Source organism: Sulfurimonas sp., assembly GCF_041563035.1.
Classification (GTDB): Bacteria; Campylobacterota; Campylobacteria; order Campylobacterales; family Sulfurimonadaceae; genus Sulfurimonas.
Genome location: NZ_JBFFNS010000004.1, coordinates 1 through 18,471, shown reverse-complemented (window position 1 = coordinate 18,471; position 18,471 = coordinate 1). Strand labels below are relative to the sequence as shown.

At 34.6% G+C, this 18,471-nt stretch carries 18 protein-coding genes; 15 read left to right on the top strand and 3 right to left on the bottom strand.

What is annotated here, in order from left to right; translation table 11 throughout:
- Positions 1 to 2 precede the first annotated feature (2 nt).
- The 9 genes from fdh3B (at position 3) to argS (ending at position 8,714) form a co-directional block, all read left to right on the top strand.
- Entirely contained in the window at positions 3 to 611 is a 609-nt protein-coding gene (fdh3B, locus tag ABZC13_RS04400) for a formate dehydrogenase FDH3 subunit beta (RefSeq protein WP_373000667.1), read from the top strand.
- On the top strand, positions 601 to 1,560 hold the full coding sequence (locus ABZC13_RS04395) for a cytochrome b/b6 domain-containing protein (protein ID WP_373000664.1): 960 nt from the start codon (positions 601 to 603) through the stop codon (positions 1,558 to 1,560). The genes fdh3B and ABZC13_RS04395 overlap by 11 nt, the downstream gene beginning before the upstream one ends.
- Positions 1,561 to 1,828: 268 nt before the next feature.
- The gene (locus tag ABZC13_RS04390) at positions 1,829 to 3,034 is read left to right on the top strand and encodes an NAD(P)/FAD-dependent oxidoreductase (RefSeq protein WP_373000661.1); all 1,206 of its coding nucleotides are present in this window, start codon (positions 1,829 to 1,831) and stop codon (positions 3,032 to 3,034) included.
- A 36-nt stretch (positions 3,035 to 3,070) separates the two neighbouring features.
- A complete protein-coding gene (locus ABZC13_RS04385) occupies positions 3,071 to 3,715 on the top strand; it encodes an ABC transporter ATP-binding protein (RefSeq protein WP_373000658.1) in 645 nt (214 codons plus the stop codon).
- Between the two features lie 10 nt (positions 3,716 to 3,725).
- A complete protein-coding gene (gene fliR, locus ABZC13_RS04380; protein ID WP_373000655.1) occupies positions 3,726 to 4,493 on the top strand; it encodes a flagellar biosynthetic protein FliR in 768 nt (255 codons plus the stop codon).
- Between the two features lie 46 nt (positions 4,494 to 4,539).
- Positions 4,540 to 6,171: a DNA topoisomerase IV gene (locus tag ABZC13_RS04375; protein ID WP_373000652.1), complete on the top strand. Its 1,632-nt coding sequence runs from the start codon at positions 4,540 to 4,542 to the stop codon at positions 6,169 to 6,171.
- Positions 6,171 to 6,794, top strand: a complete 624-nt coding sequence (gmk, locus tag ABZC13_RS04370) for a guanylate kinase (protein WP_373000649.1) — start codon at positions 6,171 to 6,173, stop codon at positions 6,792 to 6,794. The genes ABZC13_RS04375 and gmk overlap by 1 nt, the downstream gene beginning before the upstream one ends.
- An 84-nt stretch (positions 6,795 to 6,878) precedes the next feature.
- A complete protein-coding gene (locus ABZC13_RS04365) occupies positions 6,879 to 7,115 on the top strand; it encodes a twin-arginine translocase TatA/TatE family subunit (protein WP_373000646.1) in 237 nt (78 codons plus the stop codon).
- Positions 7,116 to 7,118: 3 nt separating this feature from the next.
- Complete coding sequence (argS, locus tag ABZC13_RS04360; protein ID WP_373000643.1) at positions 7,119 to 8,714, top strand: arginine--tRNA ligase; 1,596 nt, start codon at positions 7,119 to 7,121, stop codon at positions 8,712 to 8,714.
- Here argS and ABZC13_RS04355 read toward each other — a convergent pair.
- Positions 8,698 to 9,378 (bottom strand): L,D-transpeptidase, encoded by a 681-nt coding sequence (locus tag ABZC13_RS04355; protein WP_373000640.1) that lies wholly within the window; start codon positions 9,376 to 9,378, stop codon positions 8,698 to 8,700. The two genes, argS and ABZC13_RS04355, sit on opposite strands and share 17 nt — an antisense overlap.
- Positions 9,379 to 9,431: 53 nt before the next feature.
- Here ABZC13_RS04355 and ABZC13_RS04350 point away from each other — a divergent pair, with 53 nt between their 5' ends.
- From ABZC13_RS04350 to ABZC13_RS04325, 6 genes are all read left to right on the top strand, one after another.
- Positions 9,432 to 10,055 (top strand): acyl-CoA acyltransferase, encoded by a 624-nt coding sequence (locus ABZC13_RS04350; RefSeq protein WP_373000637.1) that lies wholly within the window; start codon positions 9,432 to 9,434, stop codon positions 10,053 to 10,055.
- 50 nt (positions 10,056 to 10,105) lie between these two features.
- Complete coding sequence (locus ABZC13_RS04345; protein ID WP_373000634.1) at positions 10,106 to 11,437, top strand: Na+/H+ antiporter NhaC family protein; 1,332 nt, start codon at positions 10,106 to 10,108, stop codon at positions 11,435 to 11,437.
- Between the two features lie 82 nt (positions 11,438 to 11,519).
- Entirely contained in the window at positions 11,520 to 12,830 is a 1,311-nt protein-coding gene (locus tag ABZC13_RS04340; protein WP_373000631.1) for a tetratricopeptide repeat protein, read from the top strand.
- 10 nt (positions 12,831 to 12,840) lie between these two features.
- Positions 12,841 to 13,935: a FecR domain-containing protein gene (locus tag ABZC13_RS04335; RefSeq protein WP_373000629.1), complete on the top strand. Its 1,095-nt coding sequence runs from the start codon at positions 12,841 to 12,843 to the stop codon at positions 13,933 to 13,935.
- A gap of 12 nt (positions 13,936 to 13,947) precedes the next feature.
- The gene (locus ABZC13_RS04330; protein WP_373000627.1) at positions 13,948 to 15,066 is read left to right on the top strand and encodes a FecR domain-containing protein; all 1,119 of its coding nucleotides are present in this window, start codon (positions 13,948 to 13,950) and stop codon (positions 15,064 to 15,066) included.
- Positions 15,067 to 15,069: 3 nt separating this feature from the next.
- Positions 15,070 to 17,286: a CHASE2 domain-containing protein gene (locus tag ABZC13_RS04325; protein ID WP_373000623.1), complete on the top strand. Its 2,217-nt coding sequence runs from the start codon at positions 15,070 to 15,072 to the stop codon at positions 17,284 to 17,286.
- A 16-nt stretch (positions 17,287 to 17,302) separates the two neighbouring features.
- On the opposite strand, the gene ABZC13_RS04320 is transcribed toward ABZC13_RS04325, so the two are convergent.
- Both ABZC13_RS04320 and ABZC13_RS04315 read right to left on the bottom strand, forming a co-directional pair.
- Complete coding sequence (locus tag ABZC13_RS04320; protein ID WP_373000619.1) at positions 17,303 to 18,046, bottom strand: exonuclease domain-containing protein; 744 nt, start codon at positions 18,044 to 18,046, stop codon at positions 17,303 to 17,305.
- 13 nt (positions 18,047 to 18,059) lie between these two features.
- Positions 18,060 to 18,440 carry a hypothetical protein gene (locus ABZC13_RS04315; RefSeq protein ID WP_373000616.1) on the bottom strand — a complete coding sequence of 127 codons (381 nt, stop codon included), beginning with the start codon at positions 18,438 to 18,440 and terminating at the stop codon, positions 18,060 to 18,062.
- Between the last annotated feature and the right edge of the window lie 31 nt (positions 18,441 to 18,471).

The window sequence follows — 18,471 nt, the reverse complement described above, 5'->3', positions numbered from 1 at the left end:
TTATGAGTAAATTAGATGTTTCAAGATTGAAATTTTACTGCGATGAAAACAGATGTATTCATTGTGATGGCTGTTCCGTTGCTTGTGCTGAAGCACATGAATTACCAATTGGAATCAACAGAAGAAAAGTTGTCACAATCAACGAAGGTATACAAGGAATGGAGTTTTCTCTATCGGTAGCTTGTATGCATTGTACAGATGCTCCTTGTGAGCAAGTCTGTCCAGTTGATTGTTTCTATATTAGAGAAGACGGAATTGTTCTTCACAATAAAGATGTATGTATAGGATGTGCATATTGTTTATATGCATGTCCTTTTGGAGCTCCACAGTTTCCTCAAGATGGCGCCTTTGGAACAAAAGGTGTCATGGATAAATGTACAATGTGTGCAGGTGGTCCTGAAGAAACTAATTCGCATAAAGAGAGAGAACTCTATGGGCAAAATAGAATCTCTGAAGGAAAAGTACCTGTGTGTGCTTCTATGTGTTCTACTAAGGCACTCCTTGTAGGTGAGTCAAGTGAAGTTTCTGATATCTTTAGAAAAAGAGTAATGTCTTCTGGACATGGGGTTCAATCTGCGCCTTATGGATGGGATAAAGCTTATGCAAAGTAAAAGTTTTCTTAGTGAATACAAGGCCTATTTTATTATAGGTTTTTTATTCATCCTTTTAACATATTGGTATTTTTTCTTAGCAACTATTGCTGATATAGGTTATGTATTTAACTTTACTCTGCAGATGTTACAAGGAAATTTTACCGGACAATTAGTGCCATTTGATAGTTTAACTCACTATCAACAGATGGAAGTAGGACTTTTTGGACCAAACTATGATGCGATAGCGCCTGAAGTTATCCGTGCATTCGAAGAGAGACAGCATCTGTTGCCTCTAGTTTTCTTGGTAGAGTTCTTCCTATTTTTGACTATGTTTATTGTTGCAAAAGGAAGAAAACAAGCTCACATAACTAGGGCTAGTGATACGGTTCAAGTATATTCACTTTTTCAAAGAGTGGTGATTTTATTAAACATTATAGTTATGGCTTACCTATTCATTACTGGATTTTCAATCACATTTGGAAATGTTACCGGCGGTGGATCAATGGCGAGATATATGAGAGCAACTCATGAGATTGTTGGGCTTGGTTGGATTCCAATCTGGCTTATCATGACAATAATTGCTTTTAAAGACCATAAATATTTTGTAAGACCAAGTACAAAACTCTGGAATAGTATTTTTCTCAGAGGGACATATAAACACATGGATAGAATAAACTATTATGCATATGTAGCATTTGGAGCGACTTTAGTTTTTAGTGGTTTCATTATTTGGTTTATAGTGCCGGATTCTGCAACACATGCAGAATTTATTCAATTCAAAAGATTTATCTTGTTCTTTCATTTTTTGGGAAGTGCGATTATTTCCTTCTTTACATTTGAGACTGTTTATTCCATGTTTGCGGCTGTAAAAGGCTACATTCCCGGTGTTGTAACTGGAAAGCTGCCTGTAGAATATCTAGATCAGTTAAGACCTGATGTTTTAGAAGAGGAAGCTTTAGCAAACTAAGTTTGGCATTATGCTCCTGAGAGAGCATAATGCTTTGCCTTTAAAGTTTAAATATGCAAAATTTGCATATTAGTATAAAAGTCAAAATCAAAACAGCAGTTGATTTTGATGCTATTACCGGCTACATAGCCGAAAGTGTAATAGAATGAAGATTGTGATTAGTTCTAAAACGGTTAGTCGTATAGACAAATAATTCTATATGAAAATACATCATCATTATTACTTATCAGAAATTTTACTTTATAAGTAATAATGATATACTTACTCTATGTCAAATCAAGAATCAAATAAAATTATCGTTATTGGTGGTGGATACGCAGGTCTTCGCACAGTTGAAAGATTATCTAAGAATCCTAATAATGAAATCATACTATTTGATAAAAATCCTTACCATTTTATGCAAACAGATGTTTATGACCTCATAGCAAATGAAAATGACTTTGCACAAGTAAGTGTCGACCTATTTACATTTTGTATGGGTTTTGATGATAATGTTGTTTTTTATAAACGAGAAATTACGAATATTGATTTTAAAAACAAAAAAATCATAACTCCTATTCAGAGATATAGTTATGATTATCTTGTAATAGCAGTAGGCTCAAGAACAAAGTTTATGCCAAGTATTCCAGGTTTGAGGGAGTATGCTTATGGGATAAAAGCTCTTCATCGCGCAATGTATTTTAAGCAGAAGTTTGAGATGTCACTTTTTAATAAAGTTGAAGAAGGCGGGACTTACTGTACACCCATAAATATAATAATTGCAGGTGCAGGTCTAAGCGGTGTTGAGATTGCGGCCCAAATGGCATCTTTTTCTATAGAGTTTTACAATAGAAACAATTTTATATGCAGAAAGTTAAATATAGTAGTAATCAACGCAGGAAAAACTATACTAAAAGGTATGGATAAACTATTAGTTGAGAGATCTGAAAAAAGATTATCAGAATTGAAAATAGTGGTTAAACATGAAAGAAAAGTTGTTGGCTTAACTGAGAAAAATGTAACGCTAAGTGATGGTGAAGTCTTACCGATGGACTTTATGATTTTTGCAGGTGGAGTAGAGCCAAACGGATTAGTATATGAGCTTGATCTTGTGAAAAATAAAGATGCTTATATAGTTACTAATGAATTTTTTCAAGTTCCACAATATAATGAAGTCTTTGCTATAGGAGATTGTACAACTATATATAATGATGGCAAGGCAGTCTCTCCAACTGCAGATGTTGCAGAGCAGATGGCAGAGTTGTGCTCAAAAAATATAAGCAATCTTATTTTGAAAAAGCCTCTCATTAAACATAATATAAAATCTCGTGGTGTACTGATTGCCCTTGGACGAGGTTACGCAGTTTCCAAACTTTTTGGTATTTATTTTAAGGGTTATATGGCTTATAAAGTTAAAAAGATTGTAGAGAAAGTTTATGCAAAAAGATTGGACTATAGATCAAGTCGTGGATGCAGAAAAATATTTGATACATAATAACTTATCTTTAGTTACATTTGCTATAATCCTCTTATGAATTTATTATCAGCAAAAAATTTATCACACACCTTTGAGTATGAACTATTTAGCGATATATCTCTTGATTTAGATGAAAAAGAGTCTATCGCAATTATAGGCATCAGTGGAAGTGGTAAGTCTACATTACTTCATATACTCTCAACTCTTCTAACTCCAGATAGTGGTAGTGTAAGTATTTTTGGTGAAGATGTCGCACAAATGAATAAAAAGAGATTAGCTAGGATAAAAAGAGACTCATTGGGATTAGTTTTTCAGTCTCACTATCTTTTTAAAGGTTTCAGTGCAAAAGAGAACTTGGAAGTTGCAGCGATGCTCTCAAAGCAAGATATAGATGATGAAATATTAAAAAGACTCAAGATCTATGAAGCGATTAATCAAAAAGTCACAGAACTCTCAGGTGGACAGCAACAAAGAGTATCTATAGCAAGGGTTCTTACAAAACAACCACGTATACTTTTTGTAGATGAACCAACTGGAAATCTGGATAAGTCAACTGCAAATGAAGTGATGGATATCTTTTTTGAATATTTAGAAGAAAATAGTGCAGCAATGGTTCTTGTAACACACGATGAAGAGTTGGCCTATAAGTGTAAAAAAGTATATAGATTGGAAAATAAAAAACTCGTAGCAGTTAAGTGAGTAAAATGTAATGTTATCATGGACGGATGTTTTTAGCGACACTTATATAGTTGGCTTTATTCTTCTGTTCTTTCGGTTTGCAGCACTTTTTATGGCAACACCTATCTTCTCTCATAAAAATATTCCTATGACTATAAAAACTTCTATGGCATTTTTCTTTACAATAGTTTTTTACTCATCGATGCCACCGCTTCAAATAGACATCAATGTACCTACCATACTTCTTGCGATACTAAGTGAACTACTCTTTGGCTTAGCGATAGGCGTTGTTCTGCTGCTGGCTTACAATGTAATAACATTTGCCGGTGGACAGATATCTTTTATGATGGGTTTCTCAATGGCTAGTGCTATTGATCCACAAACTGGTGTATCTATGCCGATAATTTCACAGTTTTTATCTCTTATGGGTTTGATGGTATTGCTTGCTATAGATCTTCATCACTGGTTACTACTTTTTATAGATGCTTCCTTGAGTAGTGTTCCTTTAGGTGGATTTTTAATGACTGAAGATCTTTTTAACTATATGATTAAAGCCACGTCAAATATGTTTGTAGTTGGTTTTATGATAGCTTTTCCGATCATCGCACTATCATGGCTGGCAGATGTTATTTTTGGAATGCTTATGAAAACTATGCCTCAATTTAACCTTCTTGTGATTGGTTTCCCTATAAAAATTATGGTTGCATTTATGGTTCTTATTGCAACTTTCAGTGCTACAATGTTGATTTTAAAAACGCAAATGCAGGAAGCTTTTAATTATTTAGAGATGCTTTTTTAGTTTTTTTTGATACAATGATAAAACTTATGCCCTCAAAGGAATAGACGTGAATATATTACTTTTAAATGATAATCCAGTAGTTACAAAACTAGTAACACTTAGCGCACAAAAGACTTCTGATGAACTAGATATTGTTGCTAGTGTAGAAGAAATTGAAGCTGGAACTTATGACTTATTTGTACTCGATGATACTCTTTATAGTGAAGAGTTACTGAATGAAGTTAAAGAAAAAGTACAATTTAGTAAGTCATTGTATATATGTTCACGTGACGCCGAAGAAGTTGAAGGTTTTACATCTACTTTAAGAAAACCATTTTTACCAACTGACTTGGTTGAACTTTTTGCTACTTTAGGCAAAGAAACTGGTACGATTGATCTTGGTTCTGATGAAGAAGTTGAAGATGAATTAGACTTGACTGACTCTTTGGAAGAGGTAATAGATGAGGGTGAACTTCTAGAACTTGGTGATGATGACATAGATGATCTTGATGGATTGGATGAATTAGATGAACTTGAAGAGTCTCAACTGAGCGATGACGTAGAAGACTTAGATGATATGGATCTAGAAATGGACTTGGATTCTGAACTTGGTGACGATTTGGACCTCTCCGAAGATGCGGATGAAGAAGATTTAGAAGATATGGATTTAGATTTGGATGAATTATCTTTAGATGATGTAGATCTTGGAGAGAGCGTTTTAGATAAAGATGAATTACAAGAAGTTCAAGAGCTTTTAGAAGAGACAGAAGAATCTAAAACAGAAGATTTATCTGAAGATCTTGATGATATGGACTTAGACCTTGATGATTTAGATCTTGGGGATGACTTAGATCTGGATGAATTATCTCTTGATGATGAAGAGTTAGGTACAGAAGAAGTTGAAGCTGAAGAATCTAAAACAGAAGATTTATCTGAAGATCTTGATGATATGGACTTAGATCTTGATGATTTAGACTTAGAAGAAGATACAGAGCTTGAAGTTGAAGCTGAAGAATCTAAAACAGAAGACTTAGCTGAAGATTTTGATGATATGGACTTAGACCTAGACTCAGCATTGGAAGAAGAAGTTAATGCTGATGAATTAGATGAAGACGAAATAAGTGATAAAGTTGATGACTTAGATTCAAATCTAGATCTTGAAGCTGATGAACTTTCGATTGAAGAAGATTCTGAGGAAGTTAGTTCAGAAGATCTTGACATAGCTGAAGAAAGTGATGATGCAGAAAGTTTAGAGGAGATGGAACTAAATATCGATGATATAAAAGATGAAGATTTAGAGAGCGAGATAGAAAATGCTGTTCTTGAACTTACTGATGAAGATTTAGAGAGTGAGTTAGATGCTGATACACTTTTAAATATAGCAGTAAGTGACATAGATGGACTAGAATCACTAAGTGCAAGAGATATAAAACTTGCAATAGGTGAAGAAGTTGGTGATGAAGAAGTAAGTACGCAAGAGTTGGATGAAGTAGTGCATAGTGATGAAGTGGAAAGTATAGAAGAAGAATCTGAAGAGTTAGATGAAGTAGAAACTATTTTAGAAGATACAGAAATCACACCGGACAACGAAGGTGTAGAATCTCTTAAAAAATTATTAGCGGCACTTTCAAATGAGGATGTGGCAGCATCTATGAAAGGCATGAAAATCAATATAAATATAACATTAGGTGACAAATAGTGAGTAAAAGCGGAGCAGTTTTAGTTCTCTCAGGCCCAAGCGGTGCCGGAAAAAGTTCTTTATTAAATGAAATAATAGATGATATTGGAGAGTGTTATTTCTCCATATCCACAACAACTCGCCCCATTAGAGCGGGTGAAGAAGAAGGTGTACATTACCATTTTGTAAGCGTAGAAGAGTTTAAGCAAGATATTGAAGATAACAATTTCTTAGAGTATGCGCTTGTTCATGGAAACTACTACGGAACATCTATTAAACCTGTTCGTGAAGCTTTAAATGCTGGAAAGTTAGTTCTCTTTGATATAGATGTTCAGGGAAATACAGCTGTTAACAACAGACTTGGAGATATAACAACTTCAGTATTTATAACACCTCCAACACTTTCAGAATTAAAGAAAAGACTTGCAGGTCGTTCTACAGACTCACAAGAAGTCATGGACGCTCGTTTAAAAATGGCTAAGAGAGAGATACAAAGAGTTAGTGAGTATGATTATCTAATTATCAACGATGATTTGCAAAGAGCTGCGGACTTATTGAGACAGATTGCTATTACAGCAAGAATGAAAATCTCAAATAATGAAGTCAACGATTTTGTACAAAAATGGGAAGATATAGAACAATAGTGATATATTAATAAGAACGATAAGAGTATTTACAGCAAAGTGTAGATATACTCTCGCATTAATTTTATAAAAAAAAGGAATATCATGGGCATGCCTGGTGGAACAGAACTATTAATAATATTTGGAATTATCGTACTTTTATTTGGTGCTAAAAAGATACCTGACTTAGCAAAAGGTCTTGGTAAGGGAATCAAAAACTTTAAAAGCGAAATGAAAGAAACAGATGAAATTGAAACAGCATCTACGGAAGCTCCAAAAAAAGTAGAAAGTAACGAAGAAGTTGCATCTACAGAAGCTCCAAAAAATACAACACAAGCATAATACTTGAAACAACGTGTATCGGCGCTTTTGCGCGAAAAGTTTGGTCGTGAAGTTGTTCTAGAAAAACCAAAAGACCGAGCTTTCGGTCATTTTGCTACGCCAATTGCTTTTTCTTTAGCTAAAGAACTTAGGAAATCTCCTATGGTTATAGCAGAAGAATTAGCTACTTCATTTAATGAATCAGAAATTTTTTCCAGTGTTGAATCAGTTAAGGGTTATTTGAACTTTCGTCTTAGTGAAGAGTTTTTAAGTGAGTACGGAGATTGGGCACTGCAAAATCAAAGTGAATTTGGAAAGCAAGATAAAAAATCTAAAATACTTTTAGAATTTGTTAGTGCTAACCCTACTGGTCCTCTTCATATTGGTCATGCACGTGGTGCTGTTTATGGTGATACACTTTACAGACTGGCAAAACATTTGGGTTATGACATTACAGCTGAGTATTATGTAAATGATGCAGGTAATCAAATAGATTTACTTGGTCTTTCTATTCAACTTTACGGGCGTGAAAACATACTTAAAGAGAGTGTTGAATATCCTGAGAGTTATTACCGTGGTGAGTATTTAGAAGGTCTTGCAAATGGAGCTGTAGAGAAATTTGGCAAAGAGATACTTAGTGATGAATCTCGTCAAAAAGAGCTTGCACTTTGGGCAAAAGACGGAGTTATGGATATTGTTGTTGAATCTCTTGCAAACACAAATATTCACTTTGATACGTTTGTAAATGAGTCATCCCTATATAATGACTGGAATAGAGTAATGGAAAAAATGGGTGATGGCATCTATAAAAAAGATGACAAAGTCTGGATAGCATCAGAGGCTAAAGGCGATGATAACGATAGAGTTGTTGTTCGTGAAGATGGTCGTCCGACTTACTTGGCCGGAGATATAGTTTACCACAATCAGAAGTTTGAACGTGGATATGATCACTATATCAATATCTGGGGTGCTGACCACCATGGTTATATTCCAAGAGTTAATGCTGCTATTGAGTATTTGGGTTATGATTCAAGCAAGCTTGAGACTCTTTTATCTCAAATGGTTAGTCTTCTTAAAGATGGTGAACCATATAAGATGAGTAAGCGTGCCGGTAACGTTATTCTTATGAGTGATATTGTTGAAGAGATAGGTTCAGATGCACTAAGATTTATCTTTGCATCTAAGAAGAGCGATACTGCTTTAGAATTTGACTTAGCTGAGTTTAAAAAACAAGACAGCTCAAATCCTATTTTCTATATTCAATATGCACACGCAAGAATTCAGACTATTCTTTCTAAAAGTGATTTCTCAAAAGAAGATATTATGGCTGCTTCTTTAAAAGGACTTGATGAAAATGCAGACAGTCTTCTTTTTGATGCTCTTTTACTACCTGAGATTATTGAAGATGCATTTAATTCTCGTCAAGTTCAAAAGCTTTCTGACTATCTAAAATCACTTGCAGCTTCACTGCACAAGTTCTATTATGATTGCAGAATCATAGGAACAGATGATGAAGCAAAACTTTTAAAACTACTTCTAGTAGTTGCTCTATCATTAAAAACTGGTCTTTCACTTCTAGGAATAGAAGCTAAAGATAGAATGGTTAAAGAGGAAGATTAGGATATAGTTCTTTTACTTCACCTAAAGAACTATGGGGAATCTGAATCAAGATGGGATTTTTACTCCCATCTAGCCACGAAACAATTCTCTTCATCTCATTTAAACCCATAGATGTGCACCCGGCTGTTGAGGCTTTTTCTGATTTTTCAACATGTAAAAATATACAGGATCCGGCTTCTCTTTCTTGATCTTTATTATGTGAGACAACAATACCAAGTTCATACTGTTTATCATCCCTTTTCATTCTCTCAAAACTTTTTGGTTTTATTTTTGGCATCTCTATTATTTTATTGTAATCTTTTGAATCAGAATCGTCTACACAGATTAATTTATTTGATAAATAAAGGTATTTTAAATCAAAACTTTGGTTTTTATCATAACCGAAAGTATAGGTGAGATTGAAGATTCCTGCCGGTGCTTTTTTATCACCTTCTTTCTTTAGAGGTTCACTATTTTTTTGTTTAAATTTAAACTCACCTAAACCCCAGCCAAGACCATTTTTACCTATATTTACATCAATTGTTTTTAATACTTTTTTATCGTCTTCATAACAACTAAGTTTTGCTCTTGAAGTATTGAAATCATCACTAACAACTAATATGATTTGCTGTGCGGATAATAAGGAATTTTGTAAAAAAACTAAGATTAAGAATGTTTTTATCATAATGTATGGTACTATTACTAATATATGAAGATAATTAATTTATGGAAAGAGTTATGAGTATAAAAATAAGAAAAGCTTTGGACCAGGATGCTCCATTTTTAGCACAGATGATTTTACAAAGTTCTCGTGCAGATAAGCAGTTTGGTATTTTTGATGTAATCTTTGGATCTAAAAGCGATGAAAAGACTTTAACAAATATAGAAAAACTCACAACCACTACAGCAAAAAATTATTGCCATTTTAGTAATTTCTTAATTGCGGAGATAAATGGTGAAAGTGTTGGGTCGTTATGTAGCTATGAACCGAGAATCGCAACTAAAGAAACATTCTTAGAGTCATTAAAAGAAATTGGTTGTGAAGCTAATGCAGAGGATTTTTTAGAGATTTTGGACTCTTGTGATTTTGAACTTAATAAGAGAACTTTAATTTTTGATTTTATGGAAGAAATAGAAGGGCACATGGATGTTGGAATTCTAAAATCTTTGATGCAAAAAAGTCTTCTTACGGCAAGGCTTAAAGGCTATAGAATAGCACAAACGATGGTTGAGATAGGTTCACTTGAAACACTGCTTTACTATAAAAAACTAGGCTTTAAAGAAGTTAAACAAAAAGAGTGTGAGCTCTACAAAGAGAAATTTGGCAGACCAGGTCTAGTACTTCTAGCTTTTGAGTTTTAGTCATAGAGACTTCAGTCCTTTCACTCGTCCCATCCCTTTTCGCTATCGCCTTGGCACTATACACAAGAAGTGTATTACTCTCACTCTTTAGTGGTATAGTCTTAGGTCTTTTTATCCTTAATAGCTTTGATGTCTTTGCATCTGTTGAAGCTGCTTTTCTACTCTTTACATCCCTTCTTACAAAAGCTTGGATACTTAAAACTTTAGGCTTTGCTATATTAGTAGGAAGTATTATGGCTTTGATAGACAAGAGCGGAGGTATAGACGGTTTTGTGAATTTTATGCAAAACAAAACAAAGCTGGTCAAGTCACCAAGGTCTTCTTTGCTTCTTAGTTATGCTGTTGGCGTAATAATTTTTGTAGAGTCATCTATAACCGCTTTAATAGCAGGAGCAGTCGGAAGACCGTTTTGTGACAAGTATAGAATACCGCAGGCTAAACTGGCTTTTGTATGTGACTCTACATCTGCACCTATAAGCTCACTAATTATCTTAAACGGTTGGGGAGCACTTCTTCTGGGATTGATATCGACACAGATAACACATGGAGTATTAGAAGCAAATGCTATAGATCTTCTTATAGATTCTGTTCTTTACAACTTCTATGCTATGAGTGCATTGGTGGTAACTTTTTTGGCTATATGGTTTAACATAGATATAGGTCCAATGAAACATAGTAAATATACTAAGATAAGTGCTCATACAGAAGAACTGTCAAATCCTCAAAGTATGTTTTATATGCTTTTTCCAATCTTACTAATGATATTTTTTGTATTTGTTTACCTGTATATTACAGGTGACGGAAATATTTTAAAAGGAAGTGGTTCTAGCGCAATTTTCTATACTGTTTTAACGACTATGCTTTTTACTCTTTTTTACTACGTGGGTACAAAAAATATGTCTCTTATGACTTGGAGTAAAACAACTTTAATTGGAGCAAAAAAACTATTCCCAATAGCAATGATATTACTCTTTGCATTCGCTATCGGTGAAGTTACAAGCGACTTAAAGACTGGGCAATATCTGGCTTCCTTGGCAAGTGAGAATCTTAGTATCTATCTCACTGCAGCCGTTATATTTTTACTTAGTTCACTAATATCTTTCTCAACGGGGACTAGTTGGGGAACGTTTAGCATAATGATCCCTATAGCTGTTCCAATGGCGGTAGCGATGGATGCAAATGTCGCTCTTACAATAGGTGCTGTAATATCAGGAGGAATCTTCGGAGACCATTGCTCACCTATATCAGATACCACTATTATATCTTCTATGGCGAGTGATTGTGAGGTCATAGAACATGTTCAGACTCAACTCCCTTATGCACTAATAAGTGGACTTATTGCCCTACTTATGTTTTTCATCGTTGCTTTCATTTATAATTAATAATCATTCAAAAAATAAAGTGTTATACTATTACAAATATCTTAAATTATTTAGCTAATAATTTAATCAAAGGGTGGACTAAGTGAAGACAATTCTGTTTTTAATTGTTTTACTGCCGTTTTATTTATTCGGTAGTGAGAGAAATGTGAGTATTGATTCGCAGTACGAAAAAGCTGTGAAATCTTATAAAGCAAAAGACTTCAAAAATAGTTATGAGATCTTGTCAAAGATATATATATCAAAACTCTCAGATGTAAAACTAAACTTTTATCTTGGTCGTTCAGCGTTTGAAACAGGTAACTATGAAGTTGCACTTGCAGCTTTTGAGAGAGTCGAGATGTTAGATCCTGCAAATCTTGGTAACAAACTGCAAATGGCAAGAACATACTTTATGCTAAAGATGTATGAAGATGCTGAACTTGCATTTAAGGAAGTATTGGAAAATCCAAATATACCTCAAAACCTTAGAACTAATATAGAGCTATATCTATCTAAAGTTACAAAAATTCAGCAAAAATCATTTACATATGCAACTGTAAACCTTGACTGGGTATATGACTCAAACGTAAACTATGGTTCATTAGATAGTGAGTACAACATAAATACAGGAACTCTACCATCTACTCCAGAAAAGTCTGATAGAGCATTACAGCTTTATGCTGACTTGGTAAATATCTACGATATAGGTGATAAGAATGGTTTTGCTATCAAAAATAGAGTGAAATTATTTTTAAAAGATTATCAAAATCTAGACGCTTTTGATGTTGCATACATTGGATATACACCAAGTATTTTATATAAAGAGACGAAATATCTTGGAGAGTTTGTATTAGGTTTAGATGTATTAAATCTTGGTGATAAAGAGTATCTTCGTACTCTATCATTTACCCCTAGATTTGAATATAGTCACACAAATACGCTTAGAAGTATTACTCATGTTAAGTATCAGAAAAAGTTTTTTGCTCAGAGTGCACAGTACGATCTAAATGCTGAACATTATGAACTTGCATATTCACTACAAAATATTCTTTCTCCTCGCTCATATATTCAAGGAAATATAACTGCTATCAGAGAAAGAAAACACCATGGTATAAGAATCGATGTAGATTATGATGAGTTTAGAGCAAATGTTGTCTATGCAAATCAGTTCACTGCAGTATATGGTACTGAACTTTTTGCAGAGTACAGAAGAAGAAACTATGAAGACCATAGTACTCTTTTTGGAAATACAAGAGCTGACAACGGTGGAACTGCAGCGGCGACTATTAATGCACGAATTTTAAAGACTTTACGTCTGCATTTAAAAGGTACATATAATAGAGTTGAGTCAAATCAAGATAGATTCAGTTATCAAAAATATACAATAACTGCCGGCTTGAACAAAACATTCTAGGAGCTATAAGATGAAACTTTTAACAAAAATTGTTCTATTATTTTTCTTACTAAGTGTTGCTATATTTGCAAAAGATGTTGCAACAGTTACTGCTCTAAATGGTAGTGCATTTGTAGAGAGGGATGGCACAAAAGTAGAGATTACCATTGGCGCATCTCTACAAGAAAAAGACACAATATTAACAGATGACAAAGCAAAAGTACAGATAATCTTTACAGATGAGACAATTGTAACAGTTGGTAAGAACTCTAACTTTTCTATTAAAGAGTATCTGTTTGAAGATAGTCAAGAGCCAGTCGCAAAGTTTGCAATGTTAAAAGGTGCGATGAGGACAATAACTGGTAAGATAGGAAAAATCGCACCAGATAAGTTTAGTGTACATGCAAAAACTGCACTAATAGGTATACGTGGAACAAACTTTAGTGTTCTTGTAGGTGAAGATGATTCTGTGAATGTATATTGTACATTCGGTGCGATTAGCGTAACGGTCAGTGGATCTGAGTATGTAGTTAACCAAGGTTTTTATATAACTATATCTCCTGATGGAAGAGTTGAGATAAAAGAGTTTACTCCACAAGATCTAAAAGATATGAAAGAGAAAAACTTTGGTAAGAGTGCTTCTAAAAAAGGTTATGCAACAGAAGATGCAACTGCCACTAATGAAGGTCAGCTTGATACTACGACTGAAGAGATGGATAATGTTTTTATAAAAGATATTACAGATACAAGTGCAGATAGTATTCAAACACTCAGCACAGGTGTAGAATCTTATACAAGGAATGGGGTACTTTATACAGGAACTTTCTCTCAGACAGCAACTACTGGTAGTACACCAATTTTAGGACCAAATGGTTCAGCAGAACTAACTGTAAATTTTGGATTGGATACAGCTGAATTAACTTTAAATAGTACAGCTACATTTAATCAAAACCCATCATTTACTGGTAATGATTTTACATTGGGTCAAACGATAAATACGGGTAATGCTACCGGAACATTTCAAGGAACAGGTAGTAGTGTAAATGGAACATACTACAATGATGAAGGTGCCGGAACAACTTCATCCGGAACATATAATGTAACAACAACCGATGCGTTGTATTAAGGAATATAGTTAATGAGTTTATTTTCAAAGATAATTTTACTTGTTATATTGATATCTTCTACATTGTTCGCTAAAGATGTAGCAACGATTACAGGTTTAAACGGTAATGCGTTTGTAGATAGAGATGGGCAAAAGATAGAATTAAGTCTAGGGGATAAACTTCAAGAAAAAGATATCATTCTTACAAAAGATAAAACTAAAGTGCAGATTATCTTTAAAGATGAGACCATAATCAGCATTGGAAAAAACTCTACTTTTGCCATCAATGAGTACTTATTTGAGGAAAACCAAGAGCCAGTAGCTAAGTTTGGGATGATAAGCGGTGCTATGAGAGCTATTACTGGTAAGATAGGTAAAGTTGCTCCTGATAAGTTTATGGTAAAGACAAAAACTGCAACCATGGGTATACGTGGAACTAACTTTAGTGTCTTGGTAGGAGAGGATGGTTCTTATCAAGCTTATTGTACTTATGGTGCTATTAGTGTAACTATCAAAGGGTCCGAGTTTATAGTGCAACAAGGCTTTTTTATATCTATTTCTCCTGATGGTAAAGTTGAACAAAAAGAGTTTACGCCAGAAGATTTAAAAGAGATGAAGAAGAAAAACTTTGCAAAATCTAAGGCTAAAAAAGGTGATGGTTCAGAGGATGGAGACTCAACTGCTAGTAATGATGGACAGATAGACACAACTACAGAAGAACAAGACAATGTATTTATCAAAGATATAACCGAAACAGTTACTGATGCTAAGCAAACAACTGACCTTGCTTCATTAATATCTTCGTATAGTATGAGTGACGCACAATATACAGGAAACTATACTACAACAGTTGATAGTGGAGGAGACTGGGGAGCTGCAGAAGGTGGTACGGCAACATTAAATGTTGATTTTGGAAATGATGTATCCTCGTTGGTGCTCAACGATGGGAACAATGACTTTACCGTAAGTGGAACTACTACTATTGAAGGAACTAGTTTAAAATTGATTGGTAATAACGGAAGTGATATTGTTAATGGTACATTTGAAGGTGCAACAGGAAATAAAGTAACAGGAGATTTTTCTGCAGATGTTGGTGGCAGTGGTGATGAAAAAGGTACATACACAGTTACAACTGAGCAGGTACTACACTAAATCATGAAAGGCAAGTATAAAGTTCTTATACCTCTTTTTATACTCCTTTCGCTATTCCTCTCTAGCGCATACCTCTTTTTACCTACTCACTTTCAATCTCTTGACAACAGAGTAAGAGACTTCTACTTTAAATTTCGCGGTCCCCAGAAGGCTAGTGAAGATATTGTTATTGTTGATATTGATGAGCGAAGTATCAAAGAGCTTGGTCAATGGCCTTGGGAAAGAGATAAATTCGCTCGCATCTTAAACAATTTAACTGCATCAGATGCCGGAATAATAGGGCTGGATATTGTCTTTAGTGAAGCAGACAAAACAAGTCCGAAACGACTTGCCAAGAAGTGGGGCATTGATGATAAGAAGATGCCTGACTATGATCTTATACTCTCACAAACAGTAGCATCTACTCCTACAATACTTGGTTATGTTTTCGATTTTGATGCAGATAACACAAATGAAGCTCCGCAAGTTCCTGCAATATTTGTAGAAAAGGGAAAAAAAGATATAGAGTTTCTTCCCTTGGCTCGAGGAGTTCTACCTAACTTGCAAGTCATTCAAGATTCAGCTTATTCAAGTGGATATATGAACAATATTCCTGATGAATCCGGAATTATTCGTAGTGTCCCTTTGATGATAAAGTATCAAGAACAACTCTACCCGTCACTTGCTTTTGAGATGTACCGTATAGCAACTGAGAGCACGAAAGTAGTAGCAACATACTCAGATGCAGGGATAGAAAATGTTCGTGTAGGTAAGCAAGTCATACCTAGCGATAGGTTCGGACGACTATATGTAAACTTTAGAGGACCGTTTAGAAGTTACCGCTATATCTCGGCAGTCGATGTTTTTAACAATAGTGTAGAAGGAAAACTTTTAGAAGGTAAATTTGTACTTATCGGGACATCTGCTTATGGGCTTATGGACTTGCGTTCTACTCCTATGGACAGTGTAATAGCCGGAGTTGAAGTTCACGCAAATATGATAGACAATCTTTTACATGATGATATGCTGAGAAAACCGGCGTGGGCTGAGGTGGCAGATATTGGAGCTATTATTCTTATCTCTTTTATAGTTATATTTATCTATTCTAGGTTTTCTCTATTAGTACTAAGTCTAGTTTATGTCGTTTCATTTTTTGCTCTTATGTATGCAAACTACTATCTACTCTTTACAGAGTATATAATTATAAACTCTATTTTTCCACTTGTTTCTATATTTCTTTCTCTTGTTGGGACTCTTGGGGTTAACTATTTTTTTGAGACAAGACAAAAAGATATGATTAAAGGTAAGTTCGCCACTAAAGTAAGTGCAAGTGTTATGGAGGATATCCTTGAACATGCTGATTCAAATGCACTTGAAGGGCAAGAGAAAGAGATTACAGTCTTTTTCTCTGATGTCAGAGGCTTTACAAATATTTCTGAGGCTATGGGAGATGCTAAGCATCTGATTAAGTTTATGAATGAGATAATGGAGCCAATGACAGAGATAATCATAGATGAAAAAGGCACAGTTGATAAATATATCGGTGATGCAATTATGGCTTATTGGAATGCACCGCTTGATGTTGCAGATCATGCAGATAAAGCAGTGTGTGCAAGTCTTAGACAACTTCACAAACTTAAAAGTTTAAATGATGAGTTGAGAAAAAATCCAGAGTTTGCAAATGTCACAAATATGGCAGATAGTTGCAATATCCCAATAGTCGATATAGGTATAGGACTAAACAGCGGAGTTGCTATTGTCGGGGAGATGGGATCGTCGATGCGTTCAGACTACACTGTTATCGGTGATACTATTAACTTAGGTTCCAGACTTGAGTCTCTGTGTAAGTACTATAACTCAAGACTAAATATTTCAAACTTTACAAAAAGCCAGCTAAAGGGAAAATATATCTACCGTTTTTTAGATCTGGTGACAGTAAAGGGGAAAAGTGAACCTATTGAGATATGGCAGATACATGATTTTGACAGAGATGAAAAAGAGCCTATTTTTTACTCTAGTAGAGCTGAACTTTTAGAAGAACTTGAACGCTATCATGAGGCTATAGAACTATATAAGTCAGAAAAGTTTGCAGATGCTCTTGTTATATTTAAAGAACTGAATAACTTAGAGCATAAAAGCAATCTCAAAATATACGACATCTACATAGATCGTTGTGAACACTATGTAGATATGCCGCCTGAGAACTTTAATGGAGTCTTCGAGCATACGACTAAAGGTTAGCCGTAAATGGAGCTTACTAAGCTCCTAGAGCGTTATTTATAGAGTAACGCATATCTTCATCCAGATTTTCCATGCTTGTCAGCATCCATCTAAGGTATCCTGCATCTGAGGCTGCTACTTCTTGAAGAGTCTTACCTTTATACTTTCCAAATCTAAATGATTTTACAAGTATCGGAGTGTTTGTCAGATCAACCATCTTCTCAACAGGGTTTTCGCTCGGGTATGCAGCTGAAACAGCCTCTCTTAGTTTAGTCAAAAGAAGTTTTAAAACTAAAACATCACCGATAGCATCGTGAGCTTTTACAACTACACCTAAAGCATCTGCTTCTTTTTGCTCATCTTTGTAAAGACCCATTTTGTAACGAAAGTATTGAAGTCTATGTGCATCTTCATCAGGTAAGATATGCTTAGCAACTCTTAGAGTATCTATGACTTTCATCTGAGTATTGAAGCCTTCTTTTTCCAGCATTCCAAGATCAAAAGGAGCATTATGTATAATCATATAGTTCTCACTGATATTTAACTCACACAATCTTTTATATGCAACACTATCTCTGCAGGCAGGTTTGTTCTCCAACATATCAGGAGTAATTCCGTGAACCTCCATCGCTCCAAAACTGATAGGTACATCAGATGAGCAAAACTCGTTATGTACTTCTACATCTTTTGCACCAAGCACTACGTAGCCTAATTGAATCACCCTGTCGTTCTCACCTACACCTGTAGTCTCAGTATCTAATATCACATATCTTTTTGCCAATAATTATCCTTCATTAACCTTTTAAAAATGGGTCTAGCATATACGCATCTTCTACATGTAAAAATTCTTCACTAAGCTCTATCTCTACAGTGTCTTCATTGATTTTATAGGTGCAAAAAACAACAAACCTCATAGGATATGTTTTGGCATAGTACTTAAAATTTTTGACACATAGAGGCTCATTTAACTCTTCAAGAAGAAACCTTACATACTTGATGGCTTCCTTGGAGGACTGGAGCTTTAGGAGATTGAAAATTTTTATAATTTTAATCTCCATAAAGAACTCTTTATCATTTTCCAGATAAGTGTTGTAGATGGCACGAGCAAGCTTTAGAGCATCGTCATCAAACGGTTCTTGTAATAACTTCTGCTTTTTTATTTCATGTAAACTCATAGTTCCGATATTTTACCTAATTTTACCTTTT

Coding starts and splice junctions, on each gene's coding strand:
- fdh3B (WP_373000667.1), top strand. CDS start 3: ATGAGTAAATTAGATGTTTCAAGATTGAAATTTTACTGCGATGAAAAC.
- ABZC13_RS04395 (WP_373000664.1), top strand. CDS start 601: ATGCAAAGTAAAAGTTTTCTTAGTGAATACAAGGCCTATTTTATTATA.
- ABZC13_RS04390 (WP_373000661.1), top strand. CDS start 1,829: ATGTCAAATCAAGAATCAAATAAAATTATCGTTATTGGTGGTGGATAC.
- ABZC13_RS04385 (WP_373000658.1), top strand. CDS start 3,071: ATGAATTTATTATCAGCAAAAAATTTATCACACACCTTTGAGTATGAA.
- fliR (WP_373000655.1), top strand. CDS start 3,726: ATGTTATCATGGACGGATGTTTTTAGCGACACTTATATAGTTGGCTTT.
- ABZC13_RS04365 (WP_373000646.1), top strand. CDS start 6,879: ATGGGCATGCCTGGTGGAACAGAACTATTAATAATATTTGGAATTATC.
- ABZC13_RS04355 (WP_373000640.1), bottom strand. CDS start 9,378: ATGATAAAAACATTCTTAATCTTAGTTTTTTTACAAAATTCCTTATTA.
- ABZC13_RS04350 (WP_373000637.1), top strand. CDS start 9,432: ATGAGTATAAAAATAAGAAAAGCTTTGGACCAGGATGCTCCATTTTTA.
- ABZC13_RS04335 (WP_373000629.1), top strand. CDS start 12,841: ATGAAACTTTTAACAAAAATTGTTCTATTATTTTTCTTACTAAGTGTT.
- ABZC13_RS04330 (WP_373000627.1), top strand. CDS start 13,948: ATGAGTTTATTTTCAAAGATAATTTTACTTGTTATATTGATATCTTCT.
- ABZC13_RS04325 (WP_373000623.1), top strand. CDS start 15,070: ATGAAAGGCAAGTATAAAGTTCTTATACCTCTTTTTATACTCCTTTCG.
- ABZC13_RS04315 (WP_373000616.1), bottom strand. CDS start 18,440: ATGAGTTTACATGAAATAAAAAAGCAGAAGTTATTACAAGAACCGTTT.